The following is a 17,345-nucleotide window of genomic DNA, read 5'->3' on the forward strand; positions in this document are numbered from 1 at the left end:
CCGGCGCACCGTCAATCTGGTCATACGCCTTGAAGTCGCCGAAATACTTGGTGATTGCTGCGGTCAGCGTCGTCTTGCCGTGGTCAACGTGGCCAATCGTGCCGATGTTGACGTGCGGCTTATTACGCTCAAACTTTTCCTTTGCCATTCCTCAGGCGCCCTTTTGCGATTTGGGGGACCCTTGGTCCCGTGGTTACATCTGCGCGCGCGAGATATTTGGTTCAAAGCGGAAAATCAAGCACATCCTGAGGGAAATCCTCAAAACTATGCCGGGTTTTGTATCGCCTGCCCGGATTCAATCGGTTGGATCAGGCCGGGGCGCAGGTCGAACCAACCATTGTCCTTGTGCTCTTCAGCCAGCCATTCCTCGACGCGGTCCGCCACTTTCAGTGCCAAACCGCTCATCTGCTCTTCCTTGGTGCGTTCGTTGCCCGAGCCCTTCAGAGCGCTGCCACCGGTGGTATCTTCGAGGACCTGAAACTGCTTGCCCTTGGCCAGAAACTCTTTCTTGCCGACATCATAGACGTTGACCAGAACGATCGCTGTGCTTTTGGGGTTGTAGATCACCGGAATACCAGGAGGCGCCAGCATATAGCCTTCGAGGCTGATCCCGATGTCATACTCCTGCGAGCCCTGATAGCGACCAAGGCGGATATCGACGGCCTTCTGGATCGCTTCGGTCCATTCCTGGGGCGTCGCGTCACGAGACACCGGCCCCTGGACGGCCTTGTCGGCAAACGCATAGTTCACACGCAGCTTGAATTCACCCAGATCTTCCGGTTCTTCGTAGAGTTGCGTCTGCGTGCAGGCGCCCACCAGGGCCAGTCCGGTAATCAGGGTCAGAATGCGCAGCATTGTCTCGTCTCGATAGGCCTGTTTTTCTTTGATCTAGCGCACCGATGCAGCTTGTGCCAAGCCGTATCGGCAGATTTCCACCGTGGTCGGCGCACGATCACGAGAACTTGTAATCGCGCGGGAACCCATAGGGCGGTTTTTTTCCGACGCTTGCGCGCTTTGCCAGCCATTGAGACATATCTGCCTCATGCCGCGTCTTGTCGCCGCCCATTGACCATTTCAAACCGTCCTCCCAGTTGAACGTCGTCAGGTCGGACAGGCCGCCATCCAGCTCCAGCGTGCCCTGGCGCCCGCGCGCCATGTTGTATTTCTGGAGACGCACGCCCTTGCCCCGCGTCATCTCGGGCAGTTCGGAGACCGGGAACACCAGAAACTTGCCGTTCTGTGATACCACAGCGACGTGATCGCCCTCGATCGGCTTGCAGATCACCGCGCGCTCGTCATCCTTGACGTTCAGCACCTGTTTGCCGTTGCGGGTCTGGGCCAGCACCTCGTCCTCGGGCACCATGAACCCGTTGCCCGCATCCGAAGCAACCAGCAATTTGCGCCCCGGCTTGTGGATCAGGATATCGACGATCTGCGCCTCGTTGGGCAGATCGACCATCAGGCGCAGCGGCTCACCCATTCCCCGGCCACCGGGAAGGTTCGCGGCGCTGACCGTGTAGACCCGCCCGTTCGATGCGAAGACCAGCAGCCGGTCGGTGGTTTCCGCATGGAAGATGAACCGCGGCCCGTCGCCGTCCTTGAACTTCAGCTCGCGGTTCAGGTCGATATGGCCGGTCATGGCGCGGATCCAGCCCATCTGCGAGCAGACGACCGTGATCGGCTCTTTGTCGATCATCGCCTCTAGCGGTACGTCCTCGACCTCGCCTGCTTCGGCAAAGCGGGTGCGACGCGCGCCGCCCTCATAATCCTTGCCGAAGGTCTTCTTGGTCTCTTTCAGCTGCTCGGCGATCTTGGCCCATTGCAGACCCTCATCCGCCAGCAGATCCTCGAGTTCTGCGCGCTCTTCCATCAGCGCGTCACGCTCACGGACCAGTTCCATCTCTTCGAGCCGACGCAGGCTGCGCAGGCGCATGTTCAGGATCGCGTCGACCTGAACTTCGGACAATTCGCCCTCGCCCGGCTTGGGCGAGACATAGTCGGCCTCGCTGGTGGCGCGGACATGGTCGATGCCCCAATTCTCGCGCATCAGCGCGGCCTTGGGATCGTCGTCATAGCGGATGATATCAATCACGCGGTCGAGATTCAGGAAGGCAACGATAAAGCCCTCCAACACCTCCAACCGGTGGTCGATCTTGGCCATGCGGTGACGAGAGCGGCGCAGCAGCACCTCTTGCCGGTGATCGAGGAAGGCGCGCAGTACTTCCTTCATCGAACAGACCTTGGGCGTCAGCCCGTCGATCAGCACGTTCATGTTCAGGCTGAACCGCACCTCGAGATCCGAGTTACGATACAGCATGTTCATCAACACCTCGGGGTCCACGTTCTTGGAGCGCGGTTCGAGGATGAGGCGGATGTCGTCGGCGGATTCGTCGCGCACATCGCCCAGGATCGGGATCTTTTTGGTCTGGATCAGCTCGGCGATCTTTTCGATCAGCTTGGATTTCTGAACCTGATACGGGATCTCGGTGACCACGATCTGCCACTGGCCGCGGCCCAGATCCTCGACCTCGTATTTGCAACGCAGCCGGAACGATCCGCGCCCGGTGCGATAGGCCTGCGCGATATTCTCGGCCGGTTCTACGATTACGCCGCCCGTTGGGAAATCGGGCCCCGGCACATAGTTCAGCAGCGTGTCGTCACGCGCGTCGGGCGTCTTGATCAGATGCAGACAGGCGTCGCACAGCTCGGCGATGTTGTGGGGCGGGATGTTCGTCGCCATGCCCACGGCAATGCCTGAGGCGCCATTGGCCAGAAGGTTCGGGAACTGTGCCGGCAAGACGACCGGTTCGGTCAGCGTGCCGTCATAGTTGTCGCGGAAATCGACGGCGTCCTCGTTCAGCCCCTCCAGCAACGCCTCGGCAACGATGGTCATCCGGGCCTCGGTGTAGCGCGAGGCCGCCGGGTTGTCGCCGTCGATATTGCCGAAATTCCCCTGCCCGTCGACCAGCGGGTAGCGGACGTTGAAATCCTGCGCCAGACGCGCCATCGCGTCATAGATCGCGGCGTCCCCGTGCGGGTGATAGTTACCCATCACGTCACCCGAGATCTTGGCCGACTTGCGGAACCCGCCCGAGGAGCTGAGTCGCAGCTCGCGCATAGCGTAGAGGATTCGCCGGTGAACCGGCTTCAGCCCGTCGCGCGCATCCGGCAGCGCGCGGTGCATGATGGTGGAGAGAGCATAGGTTAGATAACGCTCGCCAATTGCCCGGCGCAGCGGTTCGGCCACCTCGCCCCCGGCGTCGGGGGCCTCCATGTTGGGGTCGTCGATCGTGTCGTTCATAGATGATGTGATACGACGCCCGGCGCGCGTGGTAAAGCAACCAAGGCATATTTTGCTGGGGACAAGTCGGGGTTTTTGCAACAGGGGGAGCCAACCCGGCGATTTCCCCCGATTTTCGACTCGGGACCCGAACTATGGTAGGATCCCAACAATTGAATGCTGCCTTTTTCTTGTTGTTATGATTACCGGGGGATGCGCCATGACGCGCCTTATGCTTGTTACTTTTGCCATGCTCGGCTGGTTCTTCTACGTCATGAGCGGTGGATCCGAATTCGAACCGCGCGGAACCCGCGCCGAGGCACCACCCGTCGTTGCGGCAGCTGAGAAACCCGAGCCCAGGCCACTGGTCCCCTCCCCGGCAACCGAGCTTGTGACGAAAGTGGCCCTGCGCCCCGCCAAGCCGTCCGAACCTAAGCCGGAACCGATCCCCGCCGCCGATGCCGTCGATACCGAGGCGTTGCTAGCGCAGATTGCGGCCGGTCTGAATTCTGATCTGTCCAGTTTCGACAATACCGGCGGCACCTTTTCGCTGGCGTCGCTGGATGAAAACGCGGCCGTCCAGGTTTTGGACACCGACGCCGAACCGGAAACGGCAGCCGCCCCTGCACCCGCAGAGCCGCCGAAAGACATCCGCATCGTGTCCGGCACCCGCGTGAACATGCGCGACGGTCCCGGCACGATCTATCCGATCATCGGCAAAGCGCGGATGGGTCAGCAGGTCGAAGTTCTGAGCGAGTCCGGAACCGGCTGGCTGCGCCTGCGCGTGTTGCCCGAGCAACAGGTTGGCTGGATTTCCTCCTCGTTGATCCGAAAAAGCACAAATTGACGTGATGCCGTCATTGCCGGAGGCCGATCCTCGCAATAGTTTTTGCCGAGGACGACTTTGGGGCAGACATGCAGAAATCCATCCTCATCACCGGATGCTCATCCGGCATTGGTCTGGACGCGGCACACGGGATGCGTGCACGCGGATGGCGCGTGTTTGCCGCCTGCAGACATCAGCGCGATTGCGACAGACTGAGGGCACAGGGCTTTGACAGCCCAAGAATCGACTATACCGACGCCGAAACGATCACTTCGGGATTGGCCAGTGTTCTCGAAGCAACGGGCGGCACATTGGAAGCGCTGTTCAACAACGGCGCCCATGGCCTGCCCGGTGCGATCGAAGATGTGCCCACCGACGGGTTGCGCCATATCTTCGAGACCAATGTTTTTGGCTGGCACGAACTGACCCGCCAGGTGATACCCGTCATGCGTGCACAGGGCCATGGCCGCATCGTGCAGAACTCGTCGGTACTGGGTCTGGTCGCCTTTCCCTGGCGCGGTGCTTACGTCGCCACGAAATACGCAATCGAAGGCCTGACCGATACGATGAGGCTGGAGCTGCGCGGCACCGGCATCAAAGTGGTGCTGATTGAACCCGGTCCCATCACCTCTAAACTGCGCGAAAAGGCCATACCGGTTTTTGAACGGTTCATAGACTGGGAAAACTCGGCTCTGCGCGACAAGTATGAGGGGTCGCTGCTCAAACGTCTGTACGAAGACTCGGGCCCCGACCGGTTCGAACTGCCGGCGTCTGCGGTAACTGACAAACTTGCCCGCGCGCTCGAGGCAAAGTCGCCCAAGGCTCGATACTACGTGACCACACCGACCTATATCGCGGGTTATCTGCGCCGCATTCTGCCAACGGGCACGATAGACCGCATCCTTTCAGGAATCTGAGACGAAATTACCCGTTCGCTTTCGCGGGCCGCCCCGCTAGATGGTGCGCAAAGGATACAACAAATGCGGACGGTGAGTTCATGGACCTTCTAATGGGCGTACTTCTTTTGGCGATGGCGGCGGTCGTCGTTGTTCTTGCCATCGGCATATCCAATTTCGGCAAGGGCGGCATGGAGGCCGCCAAGAAAAGCAACAAGATGATGAGGCTGCGCATCCTGTTTCAATTCATTGCCGTGGTGCTGATCGTGCTCTACGTCTACCTGCGTGGACAGGGAGTGCAGTAGATGGTCGTTCTGAACAAGATTTACACCCGGACCGGGGACGATGGCAAAACCGCGCTGGGCAATGGCGAACGGGTTGCGAAGTATTCGGGCCGCGTGGCGGCCTATGGCACGGTGGACGAACTGAACGCCTTTGTCGGCGTGGCGCGCACCGAGGCCGAGGGCGAGGTCGATGCGGCGCTGGCCCGCATCCAGAACGATCTGTTCGATCTGGGCGCTGACCTGTGCCGCCCCGACATGGAAAAAGACGCCGAGGCCGACTACCCGCCCCTGCGGATCGCCCCGGCCCAGATCGATCGTCTGGAATCGGAAATCGACGCGATGAATGCCGACCTCGAACCGTTGCGCAGCTTCATCTTGCCGGGCGGATCAAAGCTGGCGGCGCATCTTCATGTCTGCCGCACGGTCTCGCGGCGCGCCGAGCGCCTGTCTGTCGAACTGACCAACATGGAACCGGTGAACGAGGCCGCGGTGAAATACCTCAACCGCCTCAGCGACTGGTTCTTCGTGGCAGCCCGCTGCGCCAACAACGGCGGTCGCGATGACGTCTTGTGGGTTCCGGGCGCGAACCGCTGAAAGCGGCACAACGTCCAGCGGACGTTGGGGCGACCGGAAGGGCGAAGCCCCGGCCCAAAGAGCGGGCGCGAACCGCTGAAACCCGTGCTTCTTGAATGCGTTTTCACACCATCCGGCGCGGCAAAACCGCCCATCGGCCGGGTAACAATCTTTCGTTCCTTCACGTCAAAAAGCGTGAAACGCGACGTCCCCACAACATGACGTGACGATTTTGCCCTGTCCCGACGCCCCGCAAGGCGCTATCTAGGCCGACGAGAGCATTGGTGGAGTCGCATTGCGGCTTGCCGTTTTTGTAAGGAGCGTACGCAAAAATGAAGGTACTTGTGCCTGTCAAGCGCGTGATCGACTACAACGTTAAAGTTCGCGTCAAAGCGGACGGCAGCGGTGTTGATCTCGCCAATGTCAAAATGTCGATGAACCCGTTCGACGAGATTGCCGTCGAAGAGGCGATCCGCCTGAAAGAAGCCGGCAAGGCCGAAGAGGTCGTGGCCGTTTCGATCGGCGTCAAGCAGGCGCAGGAAACGCTGCGCACCGCGCTGGCGATGGGTGCAGACCGCGCCATCTTGGTCGTCGCGGCGGACGACGTCCACCAGGACATCGAGCCGCTGGCCGTCGCCAAGATCCTGGCCAAGGTGGTCGAGGAAGAGCAGCCCGGACTGGTTCTGTGCGGCAAGCAGGCGATCGACAACGACATGAACGCCACCGGTCAGATGCTGTCGGCACTGCTGGGCTGGAGCCAGGGCACCTTCGCGTCCGAACTGGACATCGAAGGCGACACCGCCAAGGTCACGCGTGAAGTTGACGGCGGTCTGCAGACCATCAGTGTCAAGATGCCGGCCATCATCACCGTCGACCTGCGCCTGAACGAGCCGCGCTATGCGTCGCTGCCGAACATCATGAAGGCCAAGAAAAAGCCGCTGGACGAAAAAACCGCCGCCGATTACGGCGTCGACGTCACGCCGCGCCTCGAAGTCGTCAAGACCGAAGAGCCGCCGGCACGCGCCGCTGGCATCATCGTGGGCTCGGTCGACGAGCTGGTCGGGAAACTCAAAGAAGCGGGGGCTGTGTAATGGCTGTACTTCTGCTTGCCGAAGTCAACAATGGCGAACTGGCGATGGACGCAACCGCCAAGGCGGTCACCGCAGCCAAGCAGCTGGGTGACGTGACCGTTCTGGCCGCGGGCGGCTCGGCCGCCGCTGCCGGCGAAGCCGCCGCCAAGATCGACGGCGTGTCCAAGGTCCTGGTCGCCGAAGACCCGTCGCTGGGCCACCGTCTGGCCGAATCGACCGCCGCGCTGATCGTCAGCCTGGCCGATGGCTATGAACATATCGTGGCGCCCGCCACCACCGACGCCAAGAACGTGATGCCGCGCGTGGCCGCGCTGCTGGACGTGATGGTCATCTCGGACGCGTCGGGCGTGGTGGACGGCTCGACCTTCGAGCGCCCGATCTACGCGGGCAACGCGATCCAGACCGTCAAGTCGAACGACGCCAAGAAGGTCATCACCTTCCGTACGGCCAGCTTTGATGCGGCCGGCGAAGGCGGATCGGCCCCGGTCGAGACCGTATCGGTCGGTGAAAACCCCGGCCTGTCGGACTGGGTCGAGGACAAGGTCGCCGAAAGCGACCGTCCGGAACTGACCTCGGCCGGCGTCGTTGTCTCGGGCGGCCGTGGTGTTGGCTCGGAAGAAGACTTCAAACTGATCGAAGCCCTGGCCGACAAGCTGGGCGCGGCGGTTGGTGCCAGCCGCGCGGCAGTCGACTCGGGCTATGCCCCGAACGATTGGCAGGTGGGTCAGACCGGCAAGGTCGTTGCACCCGATCTGTACATCGCGGTTGGTATTTCGGGTGCGATCCAGCACCTGGCCGGCATGAAGGATTCGAAGATCATCGTCGCGATCAACAAAGACGAAGAAGCTCCGATCTTCCAGGTCGCGGACTACGGCCTGGTCGCCGACCTGTTCCAGGCTGTGCCGGAACTGACCGAAAAGCTGGGCTGACGGCCCCTCTTTCGAGAACTCAAGGCTCGCCAAATTGGCGGGCCTTTTTCATTCGAGGTCTCGGATCGCAGGCAGCAAACGTTCGGCAATGGCCCGGTGCGTGGCAGGCCCGATCATATATTCCGCCATCGGTTGCTGCATCGTGCCGAACAGCATGTCCTCAAGATCATCCGAAGCACCTGAAGGGCGCACCGTCATCTTCACGGTTGCCACCCCTCCATCCGACACCCCATCAATCATGGCCTGTGTAATTGGCACCGGATCAGATACCCCCCGCGCAACCAGCCCGACTGCCGGGCTGTGATCCCAGTCCAGCCACAGCAGCAGAACCCGGCTAGTGACGTTGTCCAACAGGGTGCGAAGAGCCTCTGCCCAAGCCCGCCGCAGCTCGGCGGCCACCACTTCGAACCGTGCGTCCGAAAATGCCGACAACCTGGACATAAGGTGCCGCACAAAATGAACGTCGGCGAAGTCAACTTCGGGGTACAACGCGGAAAGGTCCGAGGTTGCCTGGAGCACCCGATCATTGCGTCGGGGATGAACACGGTAGAACCGGTTGGACTGATTCAGCGCCGAGGGCAGTTGCACAACGCAAACCTCGGCGCCATTCATCAGGCTCAGAATTTCCGGATCCCGCGCCAATCCCTCGGCACCCGTGAACAGACTGCCCAGATTCAGACACTGCATTTCCAGCCGCTGCTCCAACGCTGCGGGAAACGGAGAATCGACGAACCGACCGAATGTCTCGGTGCCGCCGACGCAGGCCACATATGGTACCTGCAACGCACGCTTTGGCCCGCGAAACCACAGTTTTGACGCCCTGTACCGGCAGACGGATTCCTCGACACCGGTCGCGCCCGACTCATGATAACTCATGTCAGCCACCCATTTTCTTCACCCAATTGCCATTCTGCGGCCTTAGGTGTTTAGAAAACTCTAATGTGCGCATTTGAAGCGAATTGGACGGGTCCCAACCCCTTGCCGCCCAACCCGGACTGCCGATAATGTCCCCCTGAACCTTGATGCGGAAGGCAGTTCAATATGGACGTGAAATCAGTCGGAGTAATCGGCGCGGGCCAGATGGGCAACGGAATCGCCCATGTGATGGCGTTGGCAGGGTATGACGTTCTGCTGAACGACATCAGCCAGGATGCGCTGGATGCTGCCATTGAAACGATCAAGGGCAACCTGGCTCGTCAGGTGTCACGCGGCAAGATCGGTGACGACGAGATGCAGGCCGCATTGCAGCGGATCAAGACCACGCTGAACCTTCCCGAGATCGGCCAGACGGACCTCGTGATCGAAGCCGCGACCGAACGTGAGGCCATCAAGCAGGCGATTTTCGAGGATCTGCAGCCGCATTTGCAGGCCCACACGATCCTGACGTCGAACACTTCGTCCATTTCGATCACACGGCTTGCCAGCCGGACGGATCGGCCGGAGCGTTTCATGGGGTTCCACTTCATGAACCCGGTGCCTGTCATGCAATTGGTCGAGTTGATTCGCGGTATCGCCACCGACGAAGAAACCTTCGCCACCTGCAAGGCCGTGGTGGATCGGTTGGGCAAAACCGCCGCCAGCGCCGAGGATTTTCCGGCTTTCATCGTGAATCGCATCCTGATGCCGATGATCAACGAGGCCGTCTATACTCTGTACGAAGGGGTCGGCAGCGTTCAGTCGATCGACCAGTCCATGAAGCTGGGCGCCAATCACCCCATGGGTCCGCTGGAACTGGCCGATTTTATCGGGCTGGACACCTGCCTGGCCATCATGAACGTCCTCCATGATGGGTTGGCGGATACAAAGTACCGCCCCTGCCCGTTGCTGACGAAATACGTCGAGGCCGGCTGGCTGGGCCGCAAGACCGATCGCGGGTTTTACGACTACCGTGGCGAGGTTCCGGTCCCGACGCGCTAAGCCGTCAAGAGACCGCCCCGCTCGCTTGCGATGTTTTCGCGCAAATGAACGGTGGATCAGGCTTGTGGTGACTGCCCCAAGCCCAGCGTGTGTTTTCTGAGCCAGGTCATGAATCCGCGTGGGTCGCGTTCGAGCAGTTTCATGTCCTCGTCCGAAATCGGCTCTCCGATCACGGGGCCGACCGGTTTGTTGCAGGACCGCACGATCTCGTGCAACAGAAGTCCCTGACGCAAAATTGCCGATAGTTTGTTGGCAATCTGGTACCAGCGCGAATTGCTGCCAGGGAAGTAGATGGGCAGAACCTTTGCACCGGATCGCCGGATCATCTTGGCAGTGAATACGTTCCATTCGCGTTCCTGAGCGGGGCCGAACCACGTGTCGGACGACATCACCACGCCGGATGGGAACAGCGCGACGACACCACCGTTCTTGAGGTGCTCCATCGCTTTGCCCCGCATCTCAAGCATCTTGCTCTGGGCTTCGGGATCATGTGGAAACGGGACCGGGATCATGAACGAGGTCGCGGCCTCGTCCAGCCCGGTCAGAACCGAGCGGGTCAGGATGCGATAGTCCTGGCGCACCCGTCCGATCAACTCGGCCAGGATCATGCCGTCCACCATCCCATGCGGGTGATTGGCCACCACCACAACGGGCCCCTCTTTCGGAATGCGCGCAATCTGGTGTTCGGGCGTGGTCAGGTCGATTCCCATGATACCCAGGGCACCACCCCAGAATTTCTGGCCGCGATACTTTTCATTCTGCTTTTCAAACTTGTTGACCATGCGCAGAATGGTCAGCTTGCCTGTGCACCATTCGATCGCCTTGATGGCCGTCGAGGTCCAGGCGTCGTCAAACGAATTTGCGTAGGTCAGCGTGCGGCGGTCGTAGATTTCGCCCGCTTCCGCGGTCTCGGCCACCACCGTGTTGGTCTTGGTATCGTGCGTGGTTTCCGCCAATTCCTGGTCTTCCCGTTCTTGTTTTGTGGCAGTGCCCTGCGTCAGAAACCTTCGCCGAACTTGTCGTTCACCAATGCTTCCAGCGCATCTGCCAGCGCCTCAGCATCCGGCCCGGACGTTTCGACGTCAATAGTCGTTCCACGCGAAGCCGCCAACATCAAAAGGCCCATAATGCTGTCACCCGACGCGGACATGCCGTCTTTGGACACTTCGGCGCGGGCGTCAAACCCTTCGACTACCTCGACCAATTTGGCTGAAGCGCGCGCGTGCAAGCCCTTTTCGTTTATGATTTTCAAGCTTTTGGTGGCCATATTCAATCGATCCGATGTCAGTCCAATGTCACATTTTGCGCATTGATGTACTTTCGTCCAGCCTCCATAGCCCTACGGACGGCGTCCCCGACCGGAAGTTGGCGGCTTTTGGCCAGTTTGATCAGCATCGGAAGGTTGGCGCCGTAAAGAATTCTACGGTCCTGCGGCGCACAGGCGCGCAGGCTGAGATTCGAGGGGCTGCCCCCGAACAGATCGGTCACGACAACAACACCGTCGCCGACATCCACAGCATCCGCGGCCCGACAGATTTCGGCCTGCTTTTCTTCGCGATCATGATCAGCGTCGATCGACACTGCCACAAGGCCGGGTTGCTTGCCCACGACGTGTTGCATGGCCGCCAGGTATTCCTGGGCCAATCCGCCATGCGCCACGATTACAATTCCGATCAATCCGGCCTCACATTCAACGATCGACGTTCCATCTCGCGGTGTCTAATTGCCACCGGCTGCCCCTGCTCTGCAAGGGCTTTTGCGACCGCTTCGGCCATCGCGACCGAGCGGTGCTGACCCCCGGTACAGCCGAAGGCGACCGACAGGTGCGTTTTGCCCTCGGCCTTGAAGGCGGGCAGCAGAGACAGCAACAGCTCCACCACCCGTTCAAAAAAGGCGGCATAGTTCGTGTCAGCCTGAACATAGGACGCAACGTCCGGATTTCGACCATCAGCCTCGCGCAGCTCCGGACGCCAATAGGGGTTGGCCAGAAATCGGCAGTCGAACACCATGTCGAGGCCCAGCGGCAGCCCCCGTTTGTAGGAGAAGGACTCGATAGAAACGGCCAGATGCCGGCCTCCTTCCGGGGCGAACCAGCGTTCGACCTCGGATCGCAGCTGGTGCACGTTGAGCACGCTGGTGTCGATCAGGGTGTCGGCGATCTCGCGGATCGGCTCCAACAATTCCTTTTCCTGGCGGATGCCGGTTTCGGGGCTGGCATCGGTTGCGACCGGATGACGGCGTCGGGTTTCCGAAAACCGGCGCAACAGCACGTCGTCGCTGCAATCCAGATAAAGCGTGGACAGGTCCACCTGGCTCATCCGGCCCAGTTTGGCGACCAATTCGATAAAGCCGATGGTCGAGAAATCACGATTGCGGGCATCGATTCCCAGCGCCATCGGCCGGGACGGATCCGCGCCCTCCATCAGGCGCAGCAACAGGCCCATCGGCAAGTTGTCGATGGCCTCATAGCCCAGATCCTCGAGCACATGAATCGCCGTCGACCGGCCCGCGCCCGACGGACCTGTCACCAGAACGATGCGCGTTTGTGCTGTCATGTGCTTGGCCATTGCGGATCGACGCGCCCCATTTTCATCAGTTGAACAAGTGCTGATGCCAAGTTGGGGACGCCGGCGGCATGAAGCAAGGGAACAGGATGTCCCAGCACAAGAACCTGTCGCGGTTCCGGCAGTCGTTGGGACTCCACCTGATCCAGATCCACGATCCAATCCAACGGAACGGGACCGCAGGCCGTGGCGCGCAGCAGCCCAACGCCGCGGGCTTCGACCAATCCACGGATCTGAGGAACCGCATCCGCCAGCACCCGGTCGCCCGACAGGGTCAAATTCACACGATCATCGGCGACGAGGTCCGCTCCGAAGCCCATCATCTGCAATGCAAGCGCCGATTTTCCGACCCCGGACGGCCCCGAAATCAGGGCGCCGCGGCCAGCAACGGCAACGCATGTGGCGTGCACGCAGACCGGATCATCGCTGGGCTTTTCCGGAAGGCGCAAAGCCCACATCGCTTAAAGGGGAAGACCCACGACAAACCGCGCACCTTGCGGGTCCGACGTGATGTCCGCCTCGGTCGGGCGGATGTTCTCGGCCCAGATGACGCCGCCGTGGGCCTCGACAATCTGTTTCGAGATCGCAAGTCCAAGACCCGAGTTGTTGCCGAAATGCTCGGCCGGGCGCTGCGAGTAGAAGCGCTTGAAAACCTTGGTCAGGGCCTGGTCCGGAATACCGGGGCCGGTGTCTTCGACAACAACGAGAACCCGATTTTCGCGTTGGCGCACCCAAACGCGGATCGCGTCGCTTTCCTCGCAGAAGGAAATGGCATTTGTAATCAGGTTCACGAAAACCTGCGCCAGACGGGCCTCGAGCCCGTTTATGACGATGGGCTTGGACGGCAAATCCGTGATGTAGTCGATCCCCTTCGACCGGGCATCTTCGCCCAGATACTGACTGATATTGCCGATCAGCTTCAGTAGATCGAAGGGCTGTTCCTGCTCTTTGACCAGTTCAGCGTCCAGGCGGGACGCATTCGAGATGTCGCTGACAAGGCGGTCCAATCGGCGGACATCGTGCTCAATAACGCCCAACAATTTCTCGCGCTGATCGTCACGCTTGACCATTCGCAGCGTACCGACGGCCGATTGCAGGCTGGCCAAGGGGTTCTTGATTTCATGCGCGACGTCAGCCGCGAACTGTTCGTTGGCGTCTATTCGGTTGTAGAGCGCCGTCACCATTCCCCGCAGCGCACGGCTAAGCCGACCAATCTCGTCCGGGCGGGCGCTCAGGTCGGGGATGCGGATACGGCCGGGATTGACCCCAGTGCCGCGGTCCTTGCCCATTTCCGCCGCAGCGGCCAGATCCGCCAGCGGGTTCGCGATGGTCGAGGCCAGCACAAGGCTGAGACCCACCGAGACCAGCAGGGCAACGACAAACATCTGTAGAATGCGCTCCTGCTCTTTTCGAGCCAGTGCATCGATTTCTCCGGCGGGGCCAGCCATTGCGACAGCCCCCACAGGGGCGCCATCCAGAACGATTGGCGACGCCGCCACAATCACGGTGTCTCCGGCCGCATCAGACACGGCGTGAACCTGCATGTGGCCGTCCAGCGCGTTTGGTATGATGTCCTGAACCCGCTGTGCCAGCGTCGGCGCCTCGGTTTCAGATCCGGTGGTGAAAACCGAATACAGACCATTCCAGACGGCGGTCAGGGCATCAGAGATCAATGTGCTGCCGGTCGGAACATCCGCCTCGGCCTGAATCAGGCCCGGCAATTCCGACACGGTCGAGGAACCCCGTGTCCAGCCGATCAACGTGCCGGTGCTGTCATAGACGAAGACTTCGCCGCCTTCGGGGATGCTCAGCCCGGCAAGTGTCGCCTTGACGTTCAGGTCAGAAGCGTCCCGCGATCCGGCAACCTGGCGCAGCTGGGCCTCGAAGACGTTGCTGACCAGTTGCGCATCGCCGATCAGGTTCCGCGCCGTTTGCTGGACCCTCTCTTTTCGGGTGTCATCCAGATACAGCAGCCCTGCGACCAGGATCACCAAAGCAATCAGGTTGAACGTGATGATCTTGCGCGCCAGCGGCGAGTTGCGCAGCGTGAACAGAGTACGCCGCGATCGCCGCGCGCGCAGCTCGGCCGACTCGGGGTCTTGCGGGATGACCCAATCATCGCCCAGAACGACGTCACCGTCGCGCAACTCGCTGGATTGCTCGGTGTCACGCACGAAACAAATTCACCTTTGCAGAAAGCCGGCCCGGCTTATTCCTCGTTGTAACGGTACCCGATACCGTACAGCGTTTCGATAGCCGAAAACTCGGGATCAGCCGCACGCATCTTCTTGCGCAGACGCTTGATGTGGCTGTCGATGGTCCGGTCGTCGACATAGACCTGATCGTCATATGCGACATCCATCAGCTGATCGCGGCTTTTGACGAAGCCGGGGCGTTGCGCCAAGGCCTGCAGCAGCAGGAATTCCGTGACCGTCAGCGAAACATCGGTCCCCTTCCAGCTGACCGCGTGACGCAGGGGGTCCATGCGCAGATCGCCGCGCTCCATCACCTTTGCGTCCCCGGTGGTTGCAGCCGACGCATCCCCGTCGGTCGCTTCCTGACGGCGCAGCAGTGCACGGATGCGCTCGACCAGAAGGCGTTGAGAGAATGGCTTTTTCACGTAGTCATCCGCGCCCATCCGCAGGCCCAGAACCTCGTCGATCTCATCGTCTTTGGACGTGAGGAAAATCACCGGCATCTGGGTTTTCTGCCGCAGCCGCTGCAGCAAATCCATGCCGTCCATGCGGGGCATCTTGATGTCCAGAACCGCCATGTCCGGCAGTTTCTTGTTGAACGCATCAAGGGCTGCCTGCCCGTCATTGTAGGTTTCGACCTCGAACCCTTCGGCCTCGAGCGTCATGGATACGGACGTCAGAATGTTCCGATCGTCATCCACCAGTGCAATCTTAGACATAGGGCTGCCCCTTTACCTGCTCACTCACGATGTATTTTTGCTTTTTGTAGGGCATTCTTGGCTTTTTTAAGGCCGCGAATCAATCCGGATGTACGAATCGCGCCACATTGTTCACGATCCTGCGACAAAAAGGTCGTCCTGCGCTTCCGAAAGTGCCCGGGTTTTCCGACCGGAAAATCTTGGTTGCGCTAAACCCGGCCTTGGTTGCGCTAACTGTGCCAAACCGTCCTGTTCATGCCCTAAACGGCCGTGATATGAGGCCCTTATCCGCCGGACTAACCGGCACTACGCCTCATGAGCGCAGACGGCCCCAACCGCCGCAGCGCCGCCACAGGAGAAGACACGAATGACATTTGGACGGGTAAACCCGCAGTTCCGCCTCGAAGATCAAGGCATCGAGGGGCTGGGCAATGTCTATTACAACTTGATGGAGCCGGCGCTGATTCAGAAGGCGCTCAAGCGGAATGAAGGCACGCTGGGCAATGGCGGAGCGTTTCTGGTGTCCACCGGCAAGTTCACGGGCCGGTCACCCAAGGACAAGCACGTCGTCCGGACCGAAAGCGTGGCGGACAGCATCTGGTGGGAAAACAACGCGGAAATGAGCCCCGATGGCTTTGACGCGCTGTACGCCGACATGCTGGCCCATATGAAAGGCAAGGACTACTTCGTTCAGGATCTGGTTGGCGGCGCTGATCCTGCCTATGCGATCAATGTGCGCATGGTTACGGAACTGGCCTGGCACAACCTGTTCATCCGGCACCTGCTGCGTCGCCCGGACCGCGAGGACCTGGACGAATTCATCGCAGATTACACCATCATCAACTGCCCCAGTTTCCAGGCGGACCCGAAAAAGCACGATTGCCGAAGCGAAACGGTGATCGCGCTGAACTTTGACCGCAAACTGATTCTCATCGGCGGCACCGAATACGCGGGCGAGAACAAGAAGTCCGTGTTTACGCTTCTGAACTACCTGCTGCCGGAAAAAGGCGTGATGCCGATGCATTGCTCGGCCAACCATGCGGTGGGCAACCCCGTCGACACCGCCGTTTTCTTCGGCCTGTCCGGCACCGGAAAGACCACGCTTTCGGCTGATCCGGCACGTGTTCTGATCGGCGACGACGAGCACGGCTGGTCGGATCGCGGGACCTTCAACTTCGAAGGCGGATGCTATGCCAAGACCATCAATCTGAGCGCCGAAGCGGAACCCGAGATCTACGCGACCACGTCGAAGTTCGGCACGGTGATCGAGAACATGGTCTTCGATCCCGAGACCCTGAAACTGGATTTCAACGATGACAGCCTGACCGCGAACATGCGGTGCGCCTACCCGCTGGAATACATTTCGAACGCTTCCAAGACGGCGCTGGGCGGGCACCCAAAAAACATCATCATGCTGACCTGTGATGCCTTCGGCGTCCTGCCGCCGATCGCCCGGCTGACCCCGGCGCAGGCGATGTACCACTTCCTGTCGGGCTTCACCTCGAAGGTTGCCGGAACCGAGCGCGGCGTGACCGAGCCGCAGCCCACCTTCTCGACCTGCTTCGGCGCCCCGTTCATGCCGCGCCGCCCCGAGGAATACGGCAAGCTGCTGCGCGACAAGATCGCCCAGCACGGCGCAACCTGCTGGCTGGTCAATACCGGCTGGACCGGCGGCGCATACGGTGTGGGCAGCCGGATGCCGATCAAGGCCACGCGTGCCCTGCTGACTGCGGCTCTGGACGGCTCGTTGGCCGATGCCGAGTATCGCAAGGACGCAAATTTCGGCTTCGACGTTCCGGTGACGGTCCCCGGCGTGCCCGAAGTTCTGTTGGATCCGCGTCGCACATGGGACGATCAGGCCGCTTTCGACAAACAGGCGGAAAAGCTGGTGCACATGTTTGCCGAGAACTTTGAACAGTATTTGCCGTTCATCGACGAAGACATCAAAGCCGTCGCAATCGGCTGAACCGACATGCAGGGGCGCGGTTACGGGCCCCTGCGCGCACAATAACGGGTCCTTGCAGTTGTTTGTTCTTCCTGCAGTTGTAATGTGACATTGGCATGAACAAATTCGTTGCCCGCCTAAAAATCA

General features: G+C 60.5%; 19 protein-coding genes. 8 read left to right on the top strand and 11 right to left on the bottom strand.

Features of this window, described 5'->3' with window-relative positions; all coding sequences use genetic code 11:
- The 3 genes from ACR0LD_RS17425 to ACR0LD_RS17435 all read right to left on the bottom strand — a co-directional run.
- On the bottom strand, positions 1 to 148 hold a 148-nt coding region (locus ACR0LD_RS17425; protein ID WP_234145680.1), incomplete at its 3' end, for a GTP-binding protein.
- Between the two features lie 116 nt (positions 149 to 264).
- On the bottom strand, positions 265 to 855 hold the full coding sequence (locus tag ACR0LD_RS17430; protein ID WP_170342620.1) for a hypothetical protein: 591 nt from the start codon (positions 853 to 855) through the stop codon (positions 265 to 267).
- Between the two features lie 97 nt (positions 856 to 952).
- Positions 953 to 3,301 carry a DNA topoisomerase IV subunit A gene (locus ACR0LD_RS17435; protein WP_480638245.1) on the bottom strand — a complete coding sequence of 783 codons (2,349 nt, stop codon included), beginning with the start codon at positions 3,299 to 3,301 and terminating at the stop codon, positions 953 to 955.
- A 199-nt stretch (positions 3,302 to 3,500) separates the two neighbouring features.
- Here ACR0LD_RS17435 and ACR0LD_RS17440 point away from each other — a divergent pair, with 199 nt between their 5' ends.
- The 6 genes from ACR0LD_RS17440 to ACR0LD_RS17465 all read left to right on the top strand — a co-directional run bounded on the left by ACR0LD_RS17440 (position 3,501) and on the right by ACR0LD_RS17465 (position 7,879).
- Entirely contained in the window at positions 3,501 to 4,127 is a 627-nt protein-coding gene (locus tag ACR0LD_RS17440) for an SH3 domain-containing protein (RefSeq protein ID WP_254429028.1), read from the top strand.
- A gap of 68 nt (positions 4,128 to 4,195) precedes the next feature.
- Positions 4,196 to 5,023, top strand: a complete 828-nt coding sequence (locus ACR0LD_RS17445; protein WP_170392195.1) for an SDR family NAD(P)-dependent oxidoreductase — start codon at positions 4,196 to 4,198, stop codon at positions 5,021 to 5,023.
- 80 nt (positions 5,024 to 5,103) lie between these two features.
- Positions 5,104 to 5,307: a twin transmembrane helix small protein gene (locus tag ACR0LD_RS17450; protein ID WP_170361566.1), complete on the top strand. Its 204-nt coding sequence runs from the start codon at positions 5,104 to 5,106 to the stop codon at positions 5,305 to 5,307.
- Positions 5,308 to 5,880 (top strand): cob(I)yrinic acid a,c-diamide adenosyltransferase, encoded by a 573-nt coding sequence (locus tag ACR0LD_RS17455; protein ID WP_093965304.1) that lies wholly within the window; start codon positions 5,308 to 5,310, stop codon positions 5,878 to 5,880. It begins immediately after the preceding gene.
- A 311-nt stretch (positions 5,881 to 6,191) separates the two neighbouring features.
- Positions 6,192 to 6,950, top strand: a complete 759-nt coding sequence (locus ACR0LD_RS17460; RefSeq protein WP_093965302.1) for an electron transfer flavoprotein subunit beta/FixA family protein — start codon at positions 6,192 to 6,194, stop codon at positions 6,948 to 6,950.
- Entirely contained in the window at positions 6,950 to 7,879 is a 930-nt protein-coding gene (locus ACR0LD_RS17465; RefSeq protein WP_170361565.1) for an electron transfer flavoprotein subunit alpha/FixB family protein, read from the top strand. The genes ACR0LD_RS17460 and ACR0LD_RS17465 overlap by 1 nt, the downstream gene beginning before the upstream one ends.
- 48 nt (positions 7,880 to 7,927) lie before the next feature.
- Here the strand turns inward: ACR0LD_RS17465 and ACR0LD_RS17470 are convergent, their stop codons facing one another.
- The gene (locus tag ACR0LD_RS17470) at positions 7,928 to 8,755 is read right to left on the bottom strand and encodes a DUF6473 family protein (RefSeq protein ID WP_217372165.1); all 828 of its coding nucleotides are present in this window, start codon (positions 8,753 to 8,755) and stop codon (positions 7,928 to 7,930) included.
- Positions 8,756 to 8,920: 165 nt separating this feature from the next.
- On the opposite strand from ACR0LD_RS17470, the gene ACR0LD_RS17475 reads away from it, so the two are divergent.
- Positions 8,921 to 9,796, top strand: a complete 876-nt coding sequence (locus ACR0LD_RS17475; RefSeq protein ID WP_170361563.1) for a 3-hydroxybutyryl-CoA dehydrogenase — start codon at positions 8,921 to 8,923, stop codon at positions 9,794 to 9,796.
- Between the two features lie 56 nt (positions 9,797 to 9,852).
- Here ACR0LD_RS17475 and ACR0LD_RS17480 read toward each other — a convergent pair whose 3' ends face one another.
- The 7 genes from ACR0LD_RS17480 to ACR0LD_RS17510 are packed head-to-tail and all read right to left on the bottom strand — an operon-like array spanning position 9,853 to position 15,274.
- Complete coding sequence (locus ACR0LD_RS17480) at positions 9,853 to 10,752, bottom strand: lysophospholipid acyltransferase family protein (protein WP_170343441.1); 900 nt, start codon at positions 10,750 to 10,752, stop codon at positions 9,853 to 9,855.
- A gap of 41 nt (positions 10,753 to 10,793) precedes the next feature.
- Positions 10,794 to 11,063, bottom strand: a complete 270-nt coding sequence (locus tag ACR0LD_RS17485; protein WP_170343440.1) for an HPr family phosphocarrier protein — start codon at positions 11,061 to 11,063, stop codon at positions 10,794 to 10,796.
- 17 nt (positions 11,064 to 11,080) lie between these two features.
- Positions 11,081 to 11,473: a PTS sugar transporter subunit IIA gene (locus ACR0LD_RS17490; protein ID WP_093965293.1), complete on the bottom strand. Its 393-nt coding sequence runs from the start codon at positions 11,471 to 11,473 to the stop codon at positions 11,081 to 11,083.
- Entirely contained in the window at positions 11,470 to 12,351 is an 882-nt protein-coding gene (gene rapZ / locus ACR0LD_RS17495) for an RNase adapter RapZ (protein ID WP_170343439.1), read from the bottom strand. Before rapZ ends, ACR0LD_RS17490 begins: the two co-directional genes overlap by 4 nt.
- Positions 12,348 to 12,818, bottom strand: a complete 471-nt coding sequence (locus tag ACR0LD_RS17500) for an HPr kinase/phosphorylase (protein ID WP_170372753.1) — start codon at positions 12,816 to 12,818, stop codon at positions 12,348 to 12,350. Before ACR0LD_RS17500 ends, rapZ begins: the two co-directional genes overlap by 4 nt.
- A gap of 3 nt (positions 12,819 to 12,821) precedes the next feature.
- Entirely contained in the window at positions 12,822 to 14,534 is a 1,713-nt protein-coding gene (locus ACR0LD_RS17505) for a sensor histidine kinase (protein ID WP_170361560.1), read from the bottom strand.
- A 35-nt stretch (positions 14,535 to 14,569) separates the two neighbouring features.
- Positions 14,570 to 15,274, bottom strand: coding sequence for a response regulator transcription factor (locus ACR0LD_RS17510; protein WP_170342637.1), 705 nt, complete (start codon positions 15,272 to 15,274; stop codon positions 14,570 to 14,572).
- Positions 15,275 to 15,620: 346 nt separating this feature from the next.
- Between ACR0LD_RS17510 and ACR0LD_RS17515 the strand changes: the two genes are divergently transcribed.
- A complete protein-coding gene (locus tag ACR0LD_RS17515; RefSeq protein ID WP_170372751.1) occupies positions 15,621 to 17,219 on the top strand; it encodes a phosphoenolpyruvate carboxykinase in 1,599 nt (532 codons plus the stop codon).
- Positions 17,220 to 17,345 lie beyond the last annotated feature (126 nt).

This window comes from Ruegeria sp. BF8 (assembly GCF_056538625.1).

Bases quoted from the DNA above. Each gene is read 5' to 3' on its own strand.
- ACR0LD_RS17475 (WP_170361563.1), top strand. From the start codon at position 8,921: ATGGACGTGAAATCAGTCGGAGTAATCGGCGCGGGCCAGATGGGCAAC.
- ACR0LD_RS17445 (WP_170392195.1), top strand. From the start codon at position 4,196: ATGCAGAAATCCATCCTCATCACCGGATGCTCATCCGGCATTGGTCTG.
- ACR0LD_RS17460 (WP_093965302.1), top strand. From the start codon at position 6,192: ATGAAGGTACTTGTGCCTGTCAAGCGCGTGATCGACTACAACGTTAAA.
- ACR0LD_RS17515 (WP_170372751.1), top strand. From the start codon at position 15,621: ATGACATTTGGACGGGTAAACCCGCAGTTCCGCCTCGAAGATCAAGGC.
- ACR0LD_RS17450 (WP_170361566.1), top strand. From the start codon at position 5,104: ATGGACCTTCTAATGGGCGTACTTCTTTTGGCGATGGCGGCGGTCGTC.
- ACR0LD_RS17500 (WP_170372753.1), bottom strand. From the start codon at position 12,818: ATGTGGGCTTTGCGCCTTCCGGAAAAGCCCAGCGATGATCCGGTCTGC.
- ACR0LD_RS17470 (WP_217372165.1), bottom strand. From the start codon at position 8,755: ATGAGTTATCATGAGTCGGGCGCGACCGGTGTCGAGGAATCCGTCTGC.
- rapZ (WP_170343439.1), bottom strand. From the start codon at position 12,351: ATGACAGCACAAACGCGCATCGTTCTGGTGACAGGTCCGTCGGGCGCG.
- ACR0LD_RS17455 (WP_093965304.1), top strand. From the start codon at position 5,308: ATGGTCGTTCTGAACAAGATTTACACCCGGACCGGGGACGATGGCAAA.
- ACR0LD_RS17510 (WP_170342637.1), bottom strand. From the start codon at position 15,274: ATGTCTAAGATTGCACTGGTGGATGACGATCGGAACATTCTGACGTCC.
- ACR0LD_RS17435 (WP_480638245.1), bottom strand. From the start codon at position 3,301: ATGAACGACACGATCGACGACCCCAACATGGAGGCCCCCGACGCCGGG.
- ACR0LD_RS17465 (WP_170361565.1), top strand. From the start codon at position 6,950: ATGGCTGTACTTCTGCTTGCCGAAGTCAACAATGGCGAACTGGCGATG.
- ACR0LD_RS17440 (WP_254429028.1), top strand. From the start codon at position 3,501: ATGACGCGCCTTATGCTTGTTACTTTTGCCATGCTCGGCTGGTTCTTC.
- ACR0LD_RS17430 (WP_170342620.1), bottom strand. From the start codon at position 855: ATGCTGCGCATTCTGACCCTGATTACCGGACTGGCCCTGGTGGGCGCC.
- ACR0LD_RS17485 (WP_170343440.1), bottom strand. From the start codon at position 11,063: ATGGCCACCAAAAGCTTGAAAATCATAAACGAAAAGGGCTTGCACGCG.